The sequence below is a fragment of the Sphingomonas sp. PR090111-T3T-6A genome (assembly GCF_000383095.1).
In the GTDB taxonomy this organism is placed as follows: domain Bacteria; phylum Pseudomonadota; class Alphaproteobacteria; order Sphingomonadales; family Sphingomonadaceae; genus Solisphingomonas.
The window spans coordinates 911,760-929,584 of the sequence record NZ_AORL01000021.1; the positions used below are offsets into that span (position 1 = coordinate 911,760).

Consider the following 17,825-nt stretch of genomic DNA (forward strand, 5'->3'; position numbering starts at 1 on the left):
TCCGGGCGCAGCCATGCCACGGATCGGCTTATCCAGGCGGTCCGCCGCGAAGCGGCCGCCCTTTAGTCCATGGAGTGTATTGCATGAATCGCATCCGCCTGACGTTCGGCGCCTTCCTGCTGGGCGTGTCGAGCCTCGCCCTGCCTGTGGCGGCCACGCCCGCGGCGGCGGCCACGATCGACAACACCGATCCGTCGCGCTTCATCGAAACGCTGTCGGGCGAGGCCTTCCGCGTGCTGCATAATGGCAGCAAGGCGGCCGCACGCACTCAGTTCCGCCAGCTCCTCGGCCAGTATTTCGCCGTGGACGAGATCGGCGACCGCCTGATCGCGCGCGAGCGCTCGCAGATCACGCCGGCCCAGTATCAGGCCTACAAGGCCGCGTTGCCGGGCTTCATCATCAGCACGTACGCCGATCGCCTCTATGACTATGCCAACGCGCAGGTGAAGGTGGTCCGCGCCATTCCGCGCGGCGACGGCGCAGCCATCGCGAGCCAGGTGATCCAGCCCGGCCAGCAGCCGATCAACGCCACCTGGACAGTGCAGAAGATCGGCGGCGGTTACAAGGTCACCAACCTGACGGTGGCCGGCATCAACCTCGTGCTGACGCAGACGGCGGACTTCGATTCCTATGTTCAGAAGAACGGCTTCGACAAGCTCGTCACCTTCATGAAGTCCCGCAACTAAGCGGCGCTGGCCTGTTCCCGTCGCGCCGCCTCTTGTGCGGCGCGGCGAACAGGCCTAGTCGCCTGCCGCACCCCATCTTACCGGCAGGATCATATGAGCAAGCTCCATCTCGTCTTCGGTGGCCGCGTCAAGGACCCGCAGGGCCTCGACTTCGAGGATCTCAAGGCGATCGACTTCGTGGGCCTCTTCCCCGACTATGCCAGCGCCGAGAGCGCGTGGCGCTCGTCCTCGCAGCGCTCGATCGACGACGCCGAGATGAAGTATGTGGTGGTGCACCTGCACCGCCTGCTCGAACCGGAACTCTGATCGGAAACGATGATCGCCTCGGCCTGGGCGGGTGCGCCCCTCAGGCCGAGCGATAGCGGAAGAGCAGCAGGGGCCGCGCCAGCGCCAGCCCCGCGAGGAAGCCTCCGATATGCGCGGGCGTCGCGATGGCGCCACCGGCCGGCACGCCGGGCAGCCCCACCGAGGCGAAACCCAGCATCGCCTGAATCGCGACCCACCCGACGGCAAGCCACAGCACCTGAAGCAGGCGGCCGGGTATCGGCCCCCAATTCTTCGCGCGCCGCTTGCCATAGAGCAGCGCATAGGCGCCGATGATCGCGGAGCCGGCTCCGCTCGCTCCGACCATCGTCGCGAAGCTGCCGGGCATCACCAGATATTCGGCCGCAGCGGCCGCGTAGGCGCCGACGAGATAGAGCAGCACCAAACCACCCGGACCGATCGAAGCCTCCACCAGACGCCCGCAGAAGGCGATCATGAGGAGGTTGAAGGCGACATGGAGCAGGCTCGCATGGACGAGCGTGGCGGTAAGCGGCGTCAGCCACACCGGCACGGCGCCGACGATGTCGATCCCCTGAGAGATGCGCGCGGGAATGAAGCCCGCGATCAGCGCCATCCGCTCCACCTGCCCCGCCGCCTGCGCGGCGAGCCAGGCGAGGCCTGTAATGACGCTGATAGCGATGGTGGCGCGCGCAGGAGGAAGGCGCATGGACGGAAAAGCCCGGTGTCAGCCCTTCCGGCTCAGATGAATTCCACCTTCTCGACGGCGTAATAGCGATCGCCCGACGGCACCGACACCTCGATGTCGTCGCCCAGCTTGCGCCCGATCAGCGCGCGGCCGAGCGGCGAGTTGTAGGAGATGCGGCCCTTCTTGGCGTCCGCCTCCATCTGGCCGACGATCTGATAGACGATCGGCTTGTCGTCCTCGTCGAGCAGGGTGACGGTCGCGCCGAACACGATCTTGTCGCCCGAAAGTTCGGTGGGATCGATCACGACCGCGCGGCTCATCCGGTCTTCCAGATCGGCGATCGACGCTTCGATCTGGCCCTGGCGCTCCTTGGCGGCATGATATTCCGCGTTCTCGGAGAGGTCGCCATGCGCGCGCGCCTCTTCGATCGCGTCGATCACCTCCGGGCGCTCGATCGTTTTGAGGCGATGCAGCTCCTCGGTGATGAGCTTGTAGCCCTCCTGGAGCATCGGCATCTTCTCGACCGTTGCCATCCTACCCACTGCCTTTCGTCAACAAAGCCGCCTTCGGCCCCTCCCCATGGGCCGTTCCAACTGTTCACTTGGTATGGGAGTTCAAAGCGGCAGCGGAGAATAATAGGATTGGAGCGAGCGGACTTCAAGCGGGCGTTGCCGCAATGCAGCGATAGCCCGCGCCGCAGCCACGCTGGCCGCCGCCGTGGTGAAGTAGGGAATCTTCCCCATCACCGCCGAAACGCGGATCTCGCGGCTGTCCTTCAGCGACTGCCAGCCCTCGGTGGTGTTGAAGATCAGCGCGATGTCGCCATCCTTGATGTGGTCGACGATGTGCGGCCGGCCCTGCGCCACCTTGTTGACGCGCTCCACCGTGATGCCCTGCGCGGTCAGATAGTCCGCCGTGCCGCCGGTGGCGACGATGGTGAAACCGATCTCCGCCAGCGCCTGCACGCCCGGCAGGATATGCGGCTTGTCGCCATCCTTCACCGAGACGAACACGCGGCCCCCGGTCGGCAGCACGACGCCGCCGCCGAGCTGAGACTTGAGGAATGCCGCCTCGAAATCGCCATCGATTCCCATGACTTCGCCGGTGGACTTCATCTCCGGCGAGAGCACCGGATCGACGCCCGGGAAGCGCGCCCACGGGAACACCGCTTCCTTGATCGCGATATGATCGACCTTGCGGTCGAGCGACGGCAGATCGGCCAGCTTCTCGCCCGCCATGACGCGCGCCGCGATCTTGGCGACGGGCGCGCCCACCGCCTTGGCGACGAAGGGCACGGTGCGGCTGGCGCGGGGGTTCACCTCGATGAGGTAGACCGCGCTGTCCTTCACCGCGAACTGGATGTTCATCAGGCCCTTGACCATCAGCGCGCGGGCGAGCGCGTCGGTCTGCTTCTTGATCTCGGCGACGATCTCGTCCGAAAGGCTGTAGGGCGGCAGCGTGCAGGCGCTGTCGCCCGAATGGACGCCCGCCTCCTCGATGTGCTGCATGACGCCGGCCACCACCACATCGGTGCCGTCGGCGATGGCGTCGACATCCACCTCGATCGCGTCACGGAGATACTGGTCGATCAGCACGGGCGAGTCGCCGGACACCTGCACGGCGGTCTGGATATAGTTCTCCAGCTGCTCCTGCGTGTCGACGATCTCCATCGCGCGCCCGCCCAGCACATAGGACGGACGCATCAGCACCGGATAGCCGACGCGCTCGGCCACCGCGATCGCCTCCTCGCGCGAGCGGGCGATGCCGTTGCGCGGCTGCTTGAGGCCCAGCTTCTCGACGAGCGCGGCGAAGCGCTCGCGGTCCTCCGCGAGGTCGATCGCGTCGGGCGAGGTGCCGAGGATCGGGATGCCGGCCTTCTCCAGCTCGGCCGCGAGCTTGAGCGGGGTCTGGCCGCCGAACTGGACGATCACGCCCGCGAGCGTGCCGTTCGACATCTCGACATGCAGGATTTCCAGCACGTCCTCGACGGTCAGCGGCTCGAAATAGAGGCGGTCGGACGTGTCATAGTCGGTGCTCACCGTCTCCGGGTTGCAGTTGACCATGATCGTCTCGTAGCCGACCTCGTCCAGCGCGAAGCAGGCGTGGCAGCAGCAATAATCGAACTCGATGCCCTGACCGATGCGGTTCGGGCCACCGCCGAGGATGACGACCTTCTTGCGGTCGCTCGGCAGCGCCTCATTCTCGGGCTCGCCGAAGACGGGCGCCTCGTACGTCGAGTACATGTAGGGCGTCTTCGCCTCGAACTCGGCCGCGCAGGTGTCGATGCGCTTGAAGACCGGACGCACGCCGAGCTTGTGGCGGAGCGAGCGGACTTCCGCTTCGGTGATCCCGCCGGTCATCGCCTTCAGCGTGTCGTGGATCAGGCCCGAGCGCGCGACAGCATTCTCGCGCACGTTCGCTGACTCCAGCGCCAGCTTGGCGAGGCGGCGATCCGAGAAGCCCATCGCCTTCAGGCGACGCAGGCCCGTGGCGTCCTGCGGCAGGCCGTTGGCCCGGACCTCGTCCTCGGCCTCGACGATCTCGCGCAGACGCTCCAGGAACCACGGATCGAACTTGGCGATGGCGTTGATCTCATCGACCGTCAGCCCCGCGCGCAGCGCCTGCGCCGCGACCAGCAGGCGATCCGGCGTCGGACGACCGAGCGCCGCCTCGATCTCCGAGCGCGGGCGGCCGTCGAGCCGCTCCACCACGTCGAAGCCGGCCAGGCCCGTCTCCAGGCCGCGCAGCGCCTTCTGCATGGATTCGTGGATGTTGCGGCCGATCGCCATCACCTCGCCCACCGACTTCATCGCGGTGGTGAGCGTGTCGTCGCTGCCCTTGAACTTCTCGAAGGCGAAGCGCGGGATCTTGGTGACGACATAGTCGATCGTCGGCTCGAACGAGGCCGGGGTCGCCCCGGTGATGTCGTTCATGATCTCGTCGAGCGTGTAGCCGACGGCCAGCTTCGCCGCGACCTTGGCGATCGGGAAGCCCGTCGCCTTCGACGCCAGCGCCGAGGAGCGCGACACGCGCGGGTTCATCTCGATGACGATCAGGCGGCCGTCCTTCGGGTTGACCGCGAACTGCACGTTCGAGCCGCCCGTCTCGACGCCGATCTCGCGCAGCACCGCGATGCTCGCGTTGCGCATGATCTGATATTCCTTGTCGGTCAGCGTCAGCGCCGGCGCGACGGTGATGGAGTCGCCCGTGTGGACGCCCATCGGATCGACATTCTCGATCGAGCAGATGATGATGGCGTTGTCGGCGCGATCGCGCACGACCTCCATCTCATATTCCTTCCAGCCGAGGAGCGACTCCTCGATCAGCACCTCGGTGGTGGGCGAGGCATCGAGGCCGCCCGTCACGATGCGGATGAACTCCTCGCGGTTGTACGCGATGCCGCCGCCGGTGCCGCCCATGGTGAAGCTCGGGCGGATGATCGAGGGGAGCCCGGTATGCTCCAGCACCGCCAGCGCCTCGTCGAGCGTGTGCGCCACGCCGGAACGCGCGCTCTCCAGCCCGATCTTGTCCATGGCGTTGCGGAACTTCAGCCGGTCCTCGGCCTTGTCGATCGCCTCGGCGTCCGCGCCGATCATCTTGACGCCGAACTTCTCCAGCGTGCCATCATGGAAGAGCGCCAGCGCGGTGTTGAGCGCGGTCTGCCCGCCCATCGTCGGCAGCACCGCGTCGGGCCGCTCCTTCTCGATGATCTTGGCGACGATCTCGGGGGTGATCGGCTCGACATAGGTGGCGTCGGCCATGTCCGGGTCGGTCATGATCGTGGCCGGGTTCGAGTTCACCAGAACGATGCGATAGCCCTCTTCCTTGAGGGCCTTGATCGCCTGCGTGCCCGAATAGTCGAACTCGCACGCCTGGCCGATGACGATCGGGCCCGCGCCGATGACGAGGATCGAGGAGATGTCGGTGCGCTTGGGCATTAGTTGTTCTCTCCGGTGGTCGCCATGCAGCCCCAGCCGTCATATTCGACGCCGGAATAGGTCGCTTCGATTTCAAGACATTTGCGGGTGAGGGCCTTCACCGCCTCAGGCTCGATCGTCTGGACGATGTCGAGGTCGAGCCGCCACTGGCCCTCCTCCTCGGCATCCTCGTCGGGGACGAACTGGCCGAATTCGAAGCCGAGATCCTCGGCCGCCTCGGCCAGCGTTTCGAGCGCCTCCTCGCGGCCGATGAAGCTGACGTCGACCGTCCGCTTGACGCCCGCGATGTCGCCATTCGCGGCAAGCTGGGCGAGGAGTTCCTGATCCTGCTCCCACTCAGCCTCGAACCGCGCCTCGTCGATGGCGGGGCGGCTCACGCCTTCTTCTCCAGCGCGCTCACGAACTGCTCGAACAGATAATGGCTGTCCTGCGGGCCGGGGCTCGCCTCGGGGTGGTACTGGACCGAGAAAGCCGGCTTGTCGGTGAGGCGCAGGCCTGCCAGCGAGCCGTCGAACAGCGAGACGTGCGTCGCCTCGGCGTTGGTGGGGAGCGTCTCCACATCGACCGCGAAGCCGTGGTTCATCGAGGTGATCTCGACGCGGCCGTCGTCCGAGCGCTTGACCGGATGGTTCGCGCCGCGATGGCCCTGATGCATCTTGTAGGTCTTCGCGCCCACCGCGAGGCCGAGCATCTGGTGGCCGAGGCAGATGCCGAACAGCGGCTTGCCGACTTCCAGCAGCTTCTGGATCACCGGCACCGCATATTCGCCGGTCGCCGCCGGATCGCCCGGGCCGTTCGAGAGGAACACGCCGTCGGGCTCATGCCGCATCACGTCCTCAAAGCTCGCGGTCGCGGGCACCACCGTCACGCGCGCACCAGCGGCGACGAGGTTGCGCAGGATGTTGCGCTTGAGGCCATAGTCGATGGCGACGACGTGCGGCCCTTCCGGGTTCGCCGCGTGGGTCGCATAGCCCTGGCCGAGGGTCCAGAGGCCGTCTTCCCAGGTGTAGCTCTGGAGGGCGGAGACGTCCTTGGCGAGGTCCATCCCTTCGAGGCCGGGCCACGCCTTCGCCTGCTCGACCAGCGCGGGGATGTCGAACTTGCCGTCCGGATCATGCGCGATGACGCCGTTGGGCGCGCCCTCGACGCGGATCATGCGGGTCAGCGCGCGGGTGTCGATCCCGGCCAGCCCGATGCGGCCATTGATCTTCAGCCACTCGTCGAAATGCTGGGCGGCGCGGAAGTTCGACGGCGCGGTCACGTCCTCGCGGACGATGCAGCCGAGCGCATGGGCGTTGGTCGCCTCGATGTCCTCGCCGTTGGCACCGACATTGCCGATGTGCGGGAAGGTGAAGGTGATGATCTGCTTCTCGAAGGAAGGATCGGTCATCGCCTCCTGATAGCCGGTCATGGCCGTATGGAAGCAGACCTCGCCGACGGCCGAGCCGACGGCGCCGAAGCCCCGCCCGAACAGCACATCGCCCGATGCCAACACCAATACGCCAGTGGCTCCTTGTGGAACGCGCACGGGTTCGGTCTCGGCCAAGGCGGCTCTCCTCAATGATGGACAGGCGGGTAAACGGCCGGCGATCTAGGGATCAGGGAGTGCCGGGTCAATCTAGTAAAATTCCGCCGGAATGGCTATCTGTCCTTCCTTTCCGGTATTCGACGGGGCCCCATGATTCGAGACGACATCAAGCAGGCGCTCGTCGCCGCAATGAAGGCGCGCGAGAGCGAGAAAACGGCCGCGATCCGCCTGATCCAGAGCGCCCTCAAGAACCGCGACATCGAAGCGCGCACCGGCGCGGCCGTGACCGACGACGACGCCCTCGTGGTCGAAGTGCTCAACAAAATGGCGAAGCAGCGCCGCGAATCGATCGAAATGTACGAGAAGGGCAACCGCCCGGAGCTGGCCGCCGCCGAGGCCGCCGAACTTTCGGTGATCGAAGGCTTCATGCCGCAACGCCTGACCGACGAGGAAACCATCGCCGCGATCGACGCCATCAAGGCCGAGATCGGCGCCGAGGGCCTCAAGGACATGGGCAAGGTGATGGCCGAGCTGAAGGCCCGCCATGCGACCAGCCTGGACATGGCGAAGGCCAGCGGCCTCGTGAAAGCCCGGCTGGCCGGCTGATGCTCGACAGGGGGCGCGCGTCGTGAGCCTCTCGCCAGCCTGGCTGGACGAGCTGCGGGCGCGTACCCTGCTGTCGGCGCTGATCGGCAAGACGACCAAGCTCCAGCGCGCGGGTCGCGAGTGGAAGGCGTGCTGCCCCTTCCACAACGAGAAGACACCCAGCTTCACGATCAACGACGAAAAGGGCTTCTACCACTGCTTCGGCTGCGGCGCGCATGGCGATGCCATCCGCTGGATGACCGACCATCAGGGCCTGCCCTTCATGGATGCGGTGAAGGAGCTGGCCGCCAACGCCGGCCTCGAAGTCCCGGCGCAGGACCCCCGCGCCCGCGAGAAGGCCGAGCGCGCCTCCACGCTCCATGACGTGATGGGCGATGCGGAGGCCTTCTTCGTCGAGGAGCTGGGCAAGGCCGAGGGCGCATCGGCTCGCGCCTATCTCAAGAAGCGCGGCATCACGGAGGCGCAGGCGCGCACCTTCCGCATCGGCTTGGCACCCGACAGCCGCACCCGGCTCCGCTCGGCGCTGGCGAAATCCGGCGACGAGAAGCTGATCGAATGCGGCCTCCTCATCCAGCCCGAGGAAGCCAAGCGCGAACCCTATGACCGCTTCCGCGGCCGGCTGATGATCCCGATCCGCGATGCGCGCGGGCGGACGATCGCCTTCGGTGGGCGCATCCTCGGCGAGGGCGAGCCTAAATATCTGAACTCGCCCGAGACGGTGCTGTTTGACAAGGGCCGCACCCTCTTCAACCTCGACCGCGCCGCACCGGCCAGCCGCAAGGCGAACCGGGTGATCGTGGTCGAAGGCTATATGGACGTGATCGCACTCTCGGGCGCGGGGATCGATGAGGCGGTCGCCCCGCTCGGCACCGCGCTCACGGAGGGGCAACTCGAGCGGCTGTGGCGGCTCGACCCGCAGCCGATCCTCTGCTTCGACGGCGACAGCGCCGGACAGAAAGCGGCGGTCCGCGCCATCGGCCGCGCGCTCCCCTTCCTCACCCCCGGGCGCACGCTCCGCTTCGTGACCTTGCCGCAGGGACAAGACCCGGACGACCTGATCCGCTCCGGCGGCCGCGTCGCCATGGAAGCGCTGCTGGCCGAGCCCGAACCGCTGGTCGAGCGGCTGTGGCGCCATGAGCAGGCCGCCCTCCCCCTCGACACGCCCGAGGCCCGCGCCGGGCTCAAGCAACGGCTCGCCGAACATGCCCGCGCCATCGCGGACAAGGACGTCAGCCACGCCTACCTCTCCGAATTCCGCCAGCGCGCCGATGCCCTCTTCGCCCCGCCCAAACGCGAGTGGCAGTCTGGGCCGCGGAAATCGCCGCGCGCCTCTCGTTCCAACGGCCGGCGCGATAGCTGGCCGCCTGTTCCGACTGAGCCCTTGGCTAGCACTCATGCGGTCAACAAGAGCGGTGTCGCTCCTGCAGAAGCACGTGCATTGCTTGTAGGCCTTGTTCGCCTACCAAGCGTCATTACAGCTCATGCCGAGCAGCTTTCGCACCTTCAATTCAGCGACCCGACCCTAGATCGCGTCCGAACGGAGTTAGTTGCAGCGGTCTGGCGCGGAGAGGCGCTTGAAGGAGGCGCTGTAAGCACCATATTGCGCCGAGTCGGTGCGATTGATCTCCTATCGAAGCAAGATCGTGCGAACGGGCTTGCCTTTTCCTTCCGGCGCGGCGATGCGGACCCGGAGCGCGCACGCCGCGAGCTGGGGGAAGTCATCGACGTAATGGTGAAACGATCGGAGCTCGATGCTCAGATCGCGGAGGTCATGGAGCGCTTCCGGACCGATACCGATGGTACGGGTTGGGAGCGAGCGTTGGAGGAGCAACAGCACCTCCAACACGAAAGACGAGAAACAGATCGCCGGCTTTCCGAGTTGAGAGAGCTGGCTGGCGACGCGGAACTTTGAGGTTGGGTGGTATGGCGAAGACGAACGGAGTGGACACGGCGGAGAAGGCGGACGGCGGCGATGCGCCGCTGATCGACCTGAACGACGCGTCGCTCAAGAAGCTGATCGCCCGCGCCAAGAAGCGCGGCTACCTGACCTATGACGAGTTGAACGACGCGCTGCCGCAGGGCGAGATGTCGTCGGACCAGATCGAGGACATCACCTCGGCGCTCTCCGAGATGGGCATCAACATCGTCGAGAACGAGGATGCCGGCGAGGACGAGAAGCGCGAGGAGGAGCCCGACGACGAGGAGCAGTCCTCCGACGACGGCTCGGGCGAAGTCTTCCAGGTTGCCGCCAAGAAGGAAACCGTCGACCGCACCGATGATCCGGTGCGCATGTATCTGCGCGAGATGGGCGCGGTGGAGCTTCTGTCGCGCGAGGGCGAGATCGCCATCGCCAAGCGCATCGAGGCCGGCCGCGACACGATGATCCTCGGCCTCTGCGAGAGCCCGATCACGTTCAACGCCATCATCGACTGGTCGACCGCCCTCAACGAAGGCACGATGCAGCTTCGCGAGATCCTCGATCTCGACGCGATGCTCAACAAGGACCCGGCGCCGGAAAGCCTCACCGAGGACGGCGAGGACGACAATGGCGAGATCAGCGAGAAGACTGCCGGCCCCTCCTTCAAGGAAGAGGAAGAGCCCGAGGAGCAGTCCGCCGACGAGGACGAGGACGGCCTCACCGAGCGCCGCACGCCCCGCCCCGCCGAGGAAGAGGAAGAGGACAACACCCTCAGCCTCGCCCAGATGGAAGAGCAGCTCAAGCCGCTCGCGCTGGAGCGCTTCGCCAGGATCACCGAGCTGTATCACCAGTTCGCCACCATCCAGCAGGCGCGTGTCGAGGCGCTGAACTCGGGCGGCTTCCCGGAGGCCGACGAGGCCCGCTATCACGAACTGCGCGAAGAGCTGACCGCCGAGGTCGAGAGCGTCCAGTTCCACGGCGCGAAGATCGAGCATCTCGTCGACCAGCTCTATGCCTTCAACCGCCGCCTGACCGCGCTGGGCGGCCAGATGCTGCGTCTGGCCGAGCGCCACAAGGTGCCGCGCAAGGCGTTCCTCGACGCCTATATCGATCATGAGATCGAGGAAGGCTGGCTCGATCGCGTCAAGGGCATCGACAAGAAGTTCGCCGCCTTCGCCGCCGCCGAGGCCGGTCAGGTCGAGCGCATCCGCTCCGAGATCGCCGAAATCGTGCAGGCGACCGGCATGGCGCTGCCCGAGTTCCGCCGCATCGTGAACATGGTGCAGAAGGGCGAGCGCGAGGCGCGCATCGCGAAGAAGGAGATGGTCGAGGCCAATCTCCGCCTCGTGATCTCGATCGCCAAGAAGTACACCAACCGCGGCCTTCAGTTCCTGGATCTCATCCAGGAGGGCAATATCGGCCTGATGAAGGCGGTGGATAAGTTCGAATATCGCCGCGGCTACAAGTTCTCGACCTACGCCACTTGGTGGATTCGTCAGGCGATCACCCGCTCGATCGCGGATCAGGCGCGGACGATCCGCATCCCGGTCCACATGATCGAGACGATCAACAAGCTCGTCCGCACCAGCCGCCAGTTCCTCCACGAGACCGGCCGCGAGCCGACCCCGGAAGAGCTGGCCGAGCGCCTCTCCATGCCCTTGGAGAAGGTCCGCAAGGTGATGAAGATCGCCAAGGAGCCGATCTCGCTTGAAACGCCGATCGGCGACGAGGAGGATTCGCACCTCGGCGATTTCATCGAGGACAAGAACGCGATCATCCCGGTGGACGCCGCGATCCAGCAGAACCTCAAGGAGACGGTGACGCGGGTATTGGCCTCGCTCACCCCCCGCGAGGAGCGCGTTCTCCGCATGCGCTTCGGCATCGGCATGAACACCGATCACACGCTGGAGGAAGTGGGCCAACAGTTCTCGGTCACCCGCGAGCGCATCCGCCAGATCGAGGCGAAGGCGCTCCGGAAGCTCAAGCATCCGAGCCGCAGCCGGAAGATGCGCAGCTTCCTCGACCAGTAAGACGATACGGGCAGGGTCATCCTGCCCGTTTTCGTTTCGGATGAGCCATGTTTCTGGGGTCAAGCCCTTGTAAACATGGCGCTTCCGATCAATTCGACATCATAAACCGCCCATTTACGCCTTTTGTCTATTCCCTATTCGGAAGCGCGGCGACCGGCCCGCGTGGAGGCCGAGCGGAGTGGGTTGATGACGGCGACAGCGAGGAGCGAGGAGCCCGAAGGCGTAGGCGCGCGTCTGTCTGCGTTGCTGTCCGCCGAGGGTAGCGCCCAGCATCCCTATTGTAGTTCGCCCGATCTCCTGACCGGTGAGCACAGTGCACGCAATCTGGCGGATGCGGCGCATTTCCTCTCCATGCTGCACGGCCGCCATCCGGGCGTCTCCGATCATGCCGCGCATCGCATCGTCCACCCCGCCGCGCGCGCGTGGATCTATCGCGTCACCGCCGGTTTCTCTGCTGAACGGACCTTGCTCACCAAGCTCGCCGTCGCGGTCGGCCCGCTCCCCAGCACGCTGGGGCAGGCGCAGAGCGAGGCGGCGGTCGCCGGGCAGACCCATGCGCTCGCCACTCTCGCCCAGTCCGATCGCAACGGTACCGCGCTCGGCGCGACGCTGGCGCTGACGCTCGACTGGCGGCCGATCCGCCGCGTGCTGGATGCGGCCGCCGAGCGATTCGATCTCCAGCCGCCGCCGCTCGATCTGCCGGGGCTTCAGGAGGCGCTCGACGTCGCCACGCGGGCGGCCGAGACGCCCGGCATCGAACGGGCCATCCTGTTCGGCGCGCAGCAATTGCTGATCCAGCATCGCGGTCTGTGGGATCTGCTCGAAACCCGCCACACCGCGCGCCGCGACGGCTGAGCCCTCAGCGCCCCGGCTTCTTCGCCCAGGCGCTCGCCTCCTGCGTCTCCGCCTTGCGCGCGCGGCGATCGTAGAGGCACAGCATCGTTCCCGCCCTGCCCTTCATGGCCTTCTGCGGATAGCGGCCCGTCACGAGGATGACGTCCTGCGCGGTGCGGTCGCTGAAATGGACGGGTGCGGAAGCGGCCGCATCGTTCAGCCCGCTGGCCTTCACGCAGGCGTTGCGCGCGGCGCTCTCCCCCGCCGTCCAGGCAGCCGTGGACGAAGCCCAGGCTGGTGCGGAAAAGGCAAGGACCGCAGGCGCCAGCATAAGCGGCGCGGAGAAAATGTGACGCATCGAGACCCCCGGGAACAACGCCGCCGAAATCAGGGCAGGCACAAGCGCCCCCCCGTCAGCGGCTCGGTGATACCCGTGGTCCCTGGGAAGCTGATCGGCAAGCCCTTCAGGCTGCGTACCGCCATATAGGCGAAACCCTCCGCCTCGGTGGCGTCGCCATTCTGGCCGAGCGCCTCGATCGGCTCGACCGGAATCTCGCAGGCATCGGCCAGCATTGCCATCATCGTGGCGTTATGGCGGCCGCCGCCCGCGACGATCATCCGCACCGGCCGCTCCGGCAGATGGTTGAGCGCCAGCGCCACCGTGGCGGCGGTGAAGGCGGTGAGCGTCGCCGCCCCGTCCGCCGGGAGCAGGCCGCGCGCGGGCGCCATCGTGAAATCCGCCCGATCGAGCGACTTGGGTGACGCGAGATCGAACCACGGATTGTCGAGCATCGATGCCAGCACCCCGCGATGAACCTCTCCGGTTGCGGCGAAGGCGCCGTCCTCGTCGAAGGTCTTGCCCGTCTCGGCGGCCATCCAGTCGTCGACGAGGCCGTTGGCGGGGCCGGTGTCGAAGGCGATCAGTTCACCGTCGCGGCCGATATAGGTGATGTTCGCCACACCGCCGAGGTTCAGAACCGCCAGCGGCAGCGCCGCGCCGGATGCCAGCGCGCGGTGATAGACCGGGAGCAGGGGCGCCCCCTGCCCGCCCGCCGACACGTCCGCCGAGCGGAAGTCCGCCACCACCGGGAGCTTGAGCGCCGCCGCGAGCGCCGGCCCGTCGCCGATCTGCCAGGTCCAGCCCTGCGCCGGGCGGTGCGCGACGGTCTGACCGTGGAAGCCCACCACCTTCACATGATCGAGCGGAATGCCCGCGCTCGCGACCAGTTGGTGGATCGCCAGCAGGTGCCGGCGGGTGAGCATCTCCGTCGCGGCGGCGATCTCGGGGCTGAGGCGCGGCTTCTCGTAGGTGAGCGCCAGCGCGGTCGCCTCCTGGAGCTGCTGCCGGGCCTGCTGCGAATAAGGCTCGGAGCGGAAGGCGATCGGGCGGACATGGCCCTCCCCGTCCGTCTCGATCAGCGCGGCGTCGATGCCGTCGAGCGAGGTTCCGGACATCAGGCCGATTGCCAGCATCGCGTCGCTACCCATCCCCGTCCCCCTTGTGCTACGCACCCGCCCGCCATGACGACGACGAGCTACAAATCCGATCTGCTGCGCCTACTCGACGCGCGCGGCTATATCCACCAGGTCACCGATGCCGAAGGGCTGGACGACCTCGCGATGCGCCAGATCGTGCCGGGTTATATCGGCTTCGATCCGACCGCGCCGTCGCTGCATGTCGGCAGCCTCGTCCAGATCATGATGCTGCGCCGGATGCAGCAGGCGGGCCACAAGCCGATCGTCCTGATGGGCGGCGGCACCGGCAAGATCGGCGATCCGAGCTTCAAGGACGAAGCCCGCAAGCTGATGACGGTCGACACGATCGCGGAGAACATCGCCTCCATCAAGCGCGTCTTCTCCCGCTTCCTGACCTTCGGCGACGGCCCCACCGACGCGGTGATGGTCGACAATGCCGAGTGGCTCGACAAGCTGGAATATATCCCCTTCCTGCGCGACATCGGCCAGCATTTCTCGATCAACCGGATGCTGAGCTTCGATTCGGTGAAGCTCCGCCTCGATCGCGAGCAGTCGCTTTCCTTCCTCGAATTCAACTATATGATCCTCCAGGGATACGACTTCCTGGAGCTGTCGCGCCGCGCCGGCTGCCGCCTCCAGATGGGCGGGTCGGACCAGTGGGGCAACATCGTCAACGGCATCGAGCTGACCCGCCGCGTCGCGGGCGAGCAGGTGTTCGGCCTGACCTCCCCGCTCATCACCACGGCGGATGGCGGCAAGATGGGCAAGACCGCCAAGGGCGCCGTCTGGCTCAACGCCGACGCGCTGCCGCCATACGACTACTGGCAGTTCTGGCGGAACACGCAGGACGCCGATGTCGGCCGCTTCCTGCGCCTGTTCACCGATCTCCCGATGGATGAGATCCTGCGGCTGGAGAGCCTCCAGGGCGCCGAGATCAACGAGGCGAAAAAGGCCCTCGCCGACGCCGCCACCGCGATGGCCCACGGCCCCGAGGCCGCGATGGAGGCCGCCGAGACGGCGCGGCGCACCTTCGAGGAAGGCGCTGCCGGCGATTCGTTGCCGACGCTGCGGGTCGACGGGGGCAGCATCCCGATCGTGCAGGCGCTGACCGTGATGGGCTTCGCGGCGTCGAACGGCGAGGCGCGGCGCAAGATCGGCGAAGGCGCGGTGCGCCTCAACGATCTCGCCATCACCGACCCGACCTTCGAGATCGTTCTCGAGGACGTGCCGGTGAAGATCAGCCTCGGCAAGAAGCGCCACGGCATCCTGATGCGCTGAGCCGCCGACGCGACGAAGCGAAGATGGTGAACGCTTATTAAGTCTGATGATTGAGGATGTCTTTAGGACGGGGGCGGACAATCAGGCCGCACCTCCCGAGGGATGATTTCCGAATGGCGACCGCACCGTTCATCATCGAAAGCCGCCGCGCGCCACGCGATGTCGTCTCCTTCCGCGCACCGCTCGACGGACCGTCGGGCGCGCGGGAGACAGCGCTGGTGGTGGATATCTCGCCTTATGGCTTCATGTGCCGCACCGCCGCGGCGTTGCAGCCGGGCGATCTGATCGCGGTGAAATTGCCGGTCGTGGGCATGACTCCGGCGCGCGTGATCTGGTCGCTGGGCGGCCGCGTCGGCGGCGAATTCATCGCGCCGATCGAGATCAACGCCTATCCCCGGATGCTAGCCAACGCCCCCAACGACAAGCCCGCCTGGAACGAATTCTAACCGGCTCTCAGCAGGCCCACCGCCGCGTCGCGCTCGAACAGATAGAGCAAGGTCCGCGCCGCCTGCCCGCGCGGGGCTTCGAGGCCGCCGTCGCGATCGGTGAGCAGCCGCGCGTCGTCATGCGCCGTCGGGATCAGCGCCGCCGTCTGCTGGGCATCGGCCAGCCGCGCGCCCTGCTCGCCGGACTGGCGCGTGCCGAGGATTTCGCCTCCACCGCGGAGCCTCAGATCCTCTTCCGCGATCAGGAAACCGTCATTGGTATCCCGCATCAGCGCAAGGCGCGCACGTGACGTCTCGCTGAGCGCTGCGCCTCGGAGCAGCAGGCACACTGAATGCGCCGTGCCTCGCCCGACACGTCCGCGAAGCTGGTGGAGCTGGGCGAGGCCGAAGCGCTCCGCCCCCTCGATCACGATCAGCGCCGCGTTGGGCACGTCCACGCCGACCTCGATCACCGTGGTGGCGACCAATACCGCGACTTCGTTGCGCTGGAAGGCAGCCATCACGGCATCCTTCTCCGGCCCCTTCATCCGGCCATGGACGAGGCCGACCTTCTCGCCGAACACCTGCCGCAACGCCGCAGCGCGCGCCTCGGCGGCGGCATCGTCGCCCGTCTCACTCTCCTCGACCAGCGGGCACACCCAGTAAGCCTGCCCCCCGCCCGAGACATGGCGACCGAGACCGGCGATAACCTCCTCCATCCGCTCGATCGCGATCACCTTGGTCTCGATCGGCTGGCGGCCGGGGGGCATCTCGTCGAGGCGGCTCACGTCCATCTCGCCATATTGGGCGAGCGTCAGCGTGCGCGGGATCGGCGTGGCGGTCATGACGAGCATGTGCGGCGGGCGATCGGCCTTGCCGGCCAGCATCAGCCGCTGGGCGACGCCGAAGCGGTGCTGCTCGTCCACCACGACGAGGCCGAGTTCCTTGTAGGTCACGGCCTCCTGGAAGATGGCGTGCGTGCCGACGAGGATGTGGATCGATCCGTCGGCCAGCCCCATCAGCGTCGACTCGCGCGCCTTGCCCTTCTCGCGCCCGGTGAGGATCGCGACATTGAGGCCGAGTGGCGAAAGCTGGCGTTGCAGCGTCGCGAAATGCTGGCGGGCGAGGATCTCGGTCGGCGCCAGCAGCGCGCCCTGCGCCCCCGCCTCGACCGCCGCGATCAGCGACATGGTGGCGACCAGCGTCTTGCCCGAGCCGACATCGCCCTGGAGGAGGCGCAACATCGGCGTCTCCTGCTGCATGTCGCCCTCGATCTCCGCGATCGCGCGGGACTGGGCGCCGGTGGGCTTGTAGGGCAGGTCGAGCTTCGCGCGCAGCCGCCCGTCGCCGAGCAGCGCCCAGCCCTTCCGCCGCCGCGTCGACGCGCGGACCAGCATCAGCGCCAGTTGATTGGCGAACACCTCGTCATAAGCGAGCCGCTCGCGCGCCTTAGCGTCCTGCGGGTTGCCGTGCGCCCGCTCCAGCGCCTCCATGAAGCCCGGCCAGCCGCGCTGGGAGAGCAGGCTCGGCTCGATCCATTCGGCCAGCGACGGCACCCGCTCCAGCGCCTGCGCGACAAGCTGCGCGATCCGGCGCGAGGTGATCCCCGCCGACAGCGGATAGACCGGCTCGCGCTCGACGATCTCACCGGCTTCCTCGGGCGGCACCACCTGATCGGGGTGCACGATCTGAAGTGCATCCCCGTAGAGATCGAGCCTTCCCGCCACGATTCGCGGCTCGTTCAGCGGGAACTGCTTTCTCGCCCAACCCGAGGCATTGCCGAAATAGACGAGGCTGACGGCATTCCCCTCCCCGTCCACCGCGCGCACCCGGAACGGCCCGCGCGGCGAGGACGAGCCGCGATACTCGGTCGCCGTCAGCGTCACGATCACGCCGCGCCCCGCATCCGCCGGATCGAGCCGCTCGATCCGCCGCCGCTCGACCACGCCGGTCGGCAGGTGGAACAGCAGGTCGATCACGCGCGTCAGGCCCAGCTTCGCCAGGGGTTTGGCGAGCGCGCTGCCCACGCCCTTGAGGGCTTCGGTTTCAGCGAAGAGCGGATTGAGGATTTCGGGTCGCATCACTAGATGGGGCTCTACCACAGCCGACGCGCGCCGGAAGCGCCCGCCGGCCTTT

At 67.1% G+C, this 17,825-nt stretch carries 16 protein-coding genes; 8 read left to right on the forward strand and 8 right to left on the reverse strand.

Features of this window, described 5'->3' with window-relative positions; all coding sequences use genetic code 11:
• The first annotated feature begins 83 nt into the window (after nt 1-83).
• Nucleotides 84-686 (forward strand): MlaC/ttg2D family ABC transporter substrate-binding protein, encoded by a 603-nt coding sequence (locus ST3T6A_RS0114395; RefSeq protein ID WP_019833644.1) that lies wholly within the window; start codon nt 84-86, stop codon nt 684-686.
• Nucleotides 687-779: 93 nt separating this feature from the next.
• Complete coding sequence (locus ST3T6A_RS0114400; RefSeq protein ID WP_019833645.1) at nt 780-992, forward strand: DUF4170 domain-containing protein; 213 nt, start codon at nt 780-782, stop codon at nt 990-992.
• A 40-nt stretch (nt 993-1,032) separates the two neighbouring features.
• Here ST3T6A_RS0114400 and ST3T6A_RS0114405 read toward each other — a convergent pair whose 3' ends face one another.
• The 5 genes from ST3T6A_RS0114405 to carA form a co-directional block, all read right to left on the reverse strand.
• Nucleotides 1,033-1,677 carry a rhomboid family intramembrane serine protease gene (locus tag ST3T6A_RS0114405; protein WP_019833646.1) on the reverse strand — a complete coding sequence of 215 codons (645 nt, stop codon included), beginning with the start codon at nt 1,675-1,677 and terminating at the stop codon, nt 1,033-1,035.
• Between the two features lie 32 nt (nt 1,678-1,709).
• Complete coding sequence (greA, locus tag ST3T6A_RS0114410) at nt 1,710-2,189, reverse strand: transcription elongation factor GreA (protein WP_019833647.1); 480 nt, start codon at nt 2,187-2,189, stop codon at nt 1,710-1,712.
• An 81-nt stretch (nt 2,190-2,270) separates the two neighbouring features.
• On the reverse strand, nt 2,271-5,594 hold the full coding sequence (carB, locus tag ST3T6A_RS0114415) for a carbamoyl-phosphate synthase large subunit (RefSeq protein ID WP_019833648.1): 3,324 nt from the start codon (nt 5,592-5,594) through the stop codon (nt 2,271-2,273).
• Nucleotides 5,594-5,971, reverse strand: a complete 378-nt coding sequence (locus ST3T6A_RS0114420) for a ribonuclease E inhibitor RraB (RefSeq protein ID WP_019833649.1) — start codon at nt 5,969-5,971, stop codon at nt 5,594-5,596. The genes carB and ST3T6A_RS0114420 overlap by 1 nt, the downstream gene beginning before the upstream one ends.
• Complete coding sequence (gene carA / locus ST3T6A_RS0114425; protein ID WP_026359739.1) at nt 5,968-7,140, reverse strand: glutamine-hydrolyzing carbamoyl-phosphate synthase small subunit; 1,173 nt, start codon at nt 7,138-7,140, stop codon at nt 5,968-5,970. Before carA ends, ST3T6A_RS0114420 begins: the two co-directional genes overlap by 4 nt.
• A gap of 132 nt (nt 7,141-7,272) precedes the next feature.
• On the opposite strand from carA, the gene ST3T6A_RS0114430 reads away from it, so the two are divergent.
• The 4 genes from ST3T6A_RS0114430 to ST3T6A_RS0114445 all read left to right on the forward strand — a co-directional run bounded on the left by ST3T6A_RS0114430 (nt 7,273) and on the right by ST3T6A_RS0114445 (nt 12,531).
• Entirely contained in the window at nt 7,273-7,728 is a 456-nt protein-coding gene (locus tag ST3T6A_RS0114430; RefSeq protein ID WP_019833651.1) for a GatB/YqeY domain-containing protein, read from the forward strand.
• A gap of 22 nt (nt 7,729-7,750) precedes the next feature.
• Nucleotides 7,751-9,640, forward strand: a complete 1,890-nt coding sequence (gene dnaG / locus ST3T6A_RS0114435) for a DNA primase (RefSeq protein ID WP_019833652.1) — start codon at nt 7,751-7,753, stop codon at nt 9,638-9,640.
• Between the two features lie 11 nt (nt 9,641-9,651).
• Nucleotides 9,652-11,676 carry an RNA polymerase sigma factor RpoD gene (rpoD, locus tag ST3T6A_RS0114440; RefSeq protein WP_019833653.1) on the forward strand — a complete coding sequence of 675 codons (2,025 nt, stop codon included), beginning with the start codon at nt 9,652-9,654 and terminating at the stop codon, nt 11,674-11,676.
• 186 nt (nt 11,677-11,862) lie between these two features.
• Nucleotides 11,863-12,531, forward strand: coding sequence for a DUF6975 family protein (locus ST3T6A_RS0114445; RefSeq protein ID WP_026359740.1), 669 nt, complete (start codon nt 11,863-11,865; stop codon nt 12,529-12,531).
• A 4-nt stretch (nt 12,532-12,535) separates the two neighbouring features.
• Here the strand turns inward: ST3T6A_RS0114445 and ST3T6A_RS0114450 are convergent, their stop codons facing one another.
• Both ST3T6A_RS0114450 and ST3T6A_RS0114455 read right to left on the reverse strand, forming a co-directional pair.
• Entirely contained in the window at nt 12,536-12,868 is a 333-nt protein-coding gene (locus tag ST3T6A_RS0114450) for a hypothetical protein (RefSeq protein ID WP_202804598.1), read from the reverse strand.
• Between the two features lie 29 nt (nt 12,869-12,897).
• Nucleotides 12,898-13,998 carry an anhydro-N-acetylmuramic acid kinase gene (locus ST3T6A_RS0114455; RefSeq protein ID WP_019833656.1) on the reverse strand — a complete coding sequence of 367 codons (1,101 nt, stop codon included), beginning with the start codon at nt 13,996-13,998 and terminating at the stop codon, nt 12,898-12,900.
• A 33-nt stretch (nt 13,999-14,031) separates the two neighbouring features.
• Here ST3T6A_RS0114455 and tyrS point away from each other — a divergent pair, with 33 nt between their 5' ends.
• Both tyrS and ST3T6A_RS20295 read left to right on the forward strand, forming a co-directional pair.
• Nucleotides 14,032-15,264, forward strand: coding sequence for a tyrosine--tRNA ligase (gene tyrS / locus ST3T6A_RS0114460; RefSeq protein WP_019833657.1), 1,233 nt, complete (start codon nt 14,032-14,034; stop codon nt 15,262-15,264).
• Between the two features lie 113 nt (nt 15,265-15,377).
• Nucleotides 15,378-15,710, forward strand: coding sequence for a PilZ domain-containing protein (locus ST3T6A_RS20295; protein ID WP_019833658.1), 333 nt, complete (start codon nt 15,378-15,380; stop codon nt 15,708-15,710).
• Here the strand turns inward: ST3T6A_RS20295 and recG are convergent.
• A complete protein-coding gene (recG, locus tag ST3T6A_RS0114470; protein ID WP_019833659.1) occupies nt 15,707-17,770 on the reverse strand; it encodes an ATP-dependent DNA helicase RecG in 2,064 nt (687 codons plus the stop codon). The genes ST3T6A_RS20295 and recG overlap by 4 nt on opposite strands.
• Between the last annotated feature and the right edge of the window lie 55 nt (nt 17,771-17,825).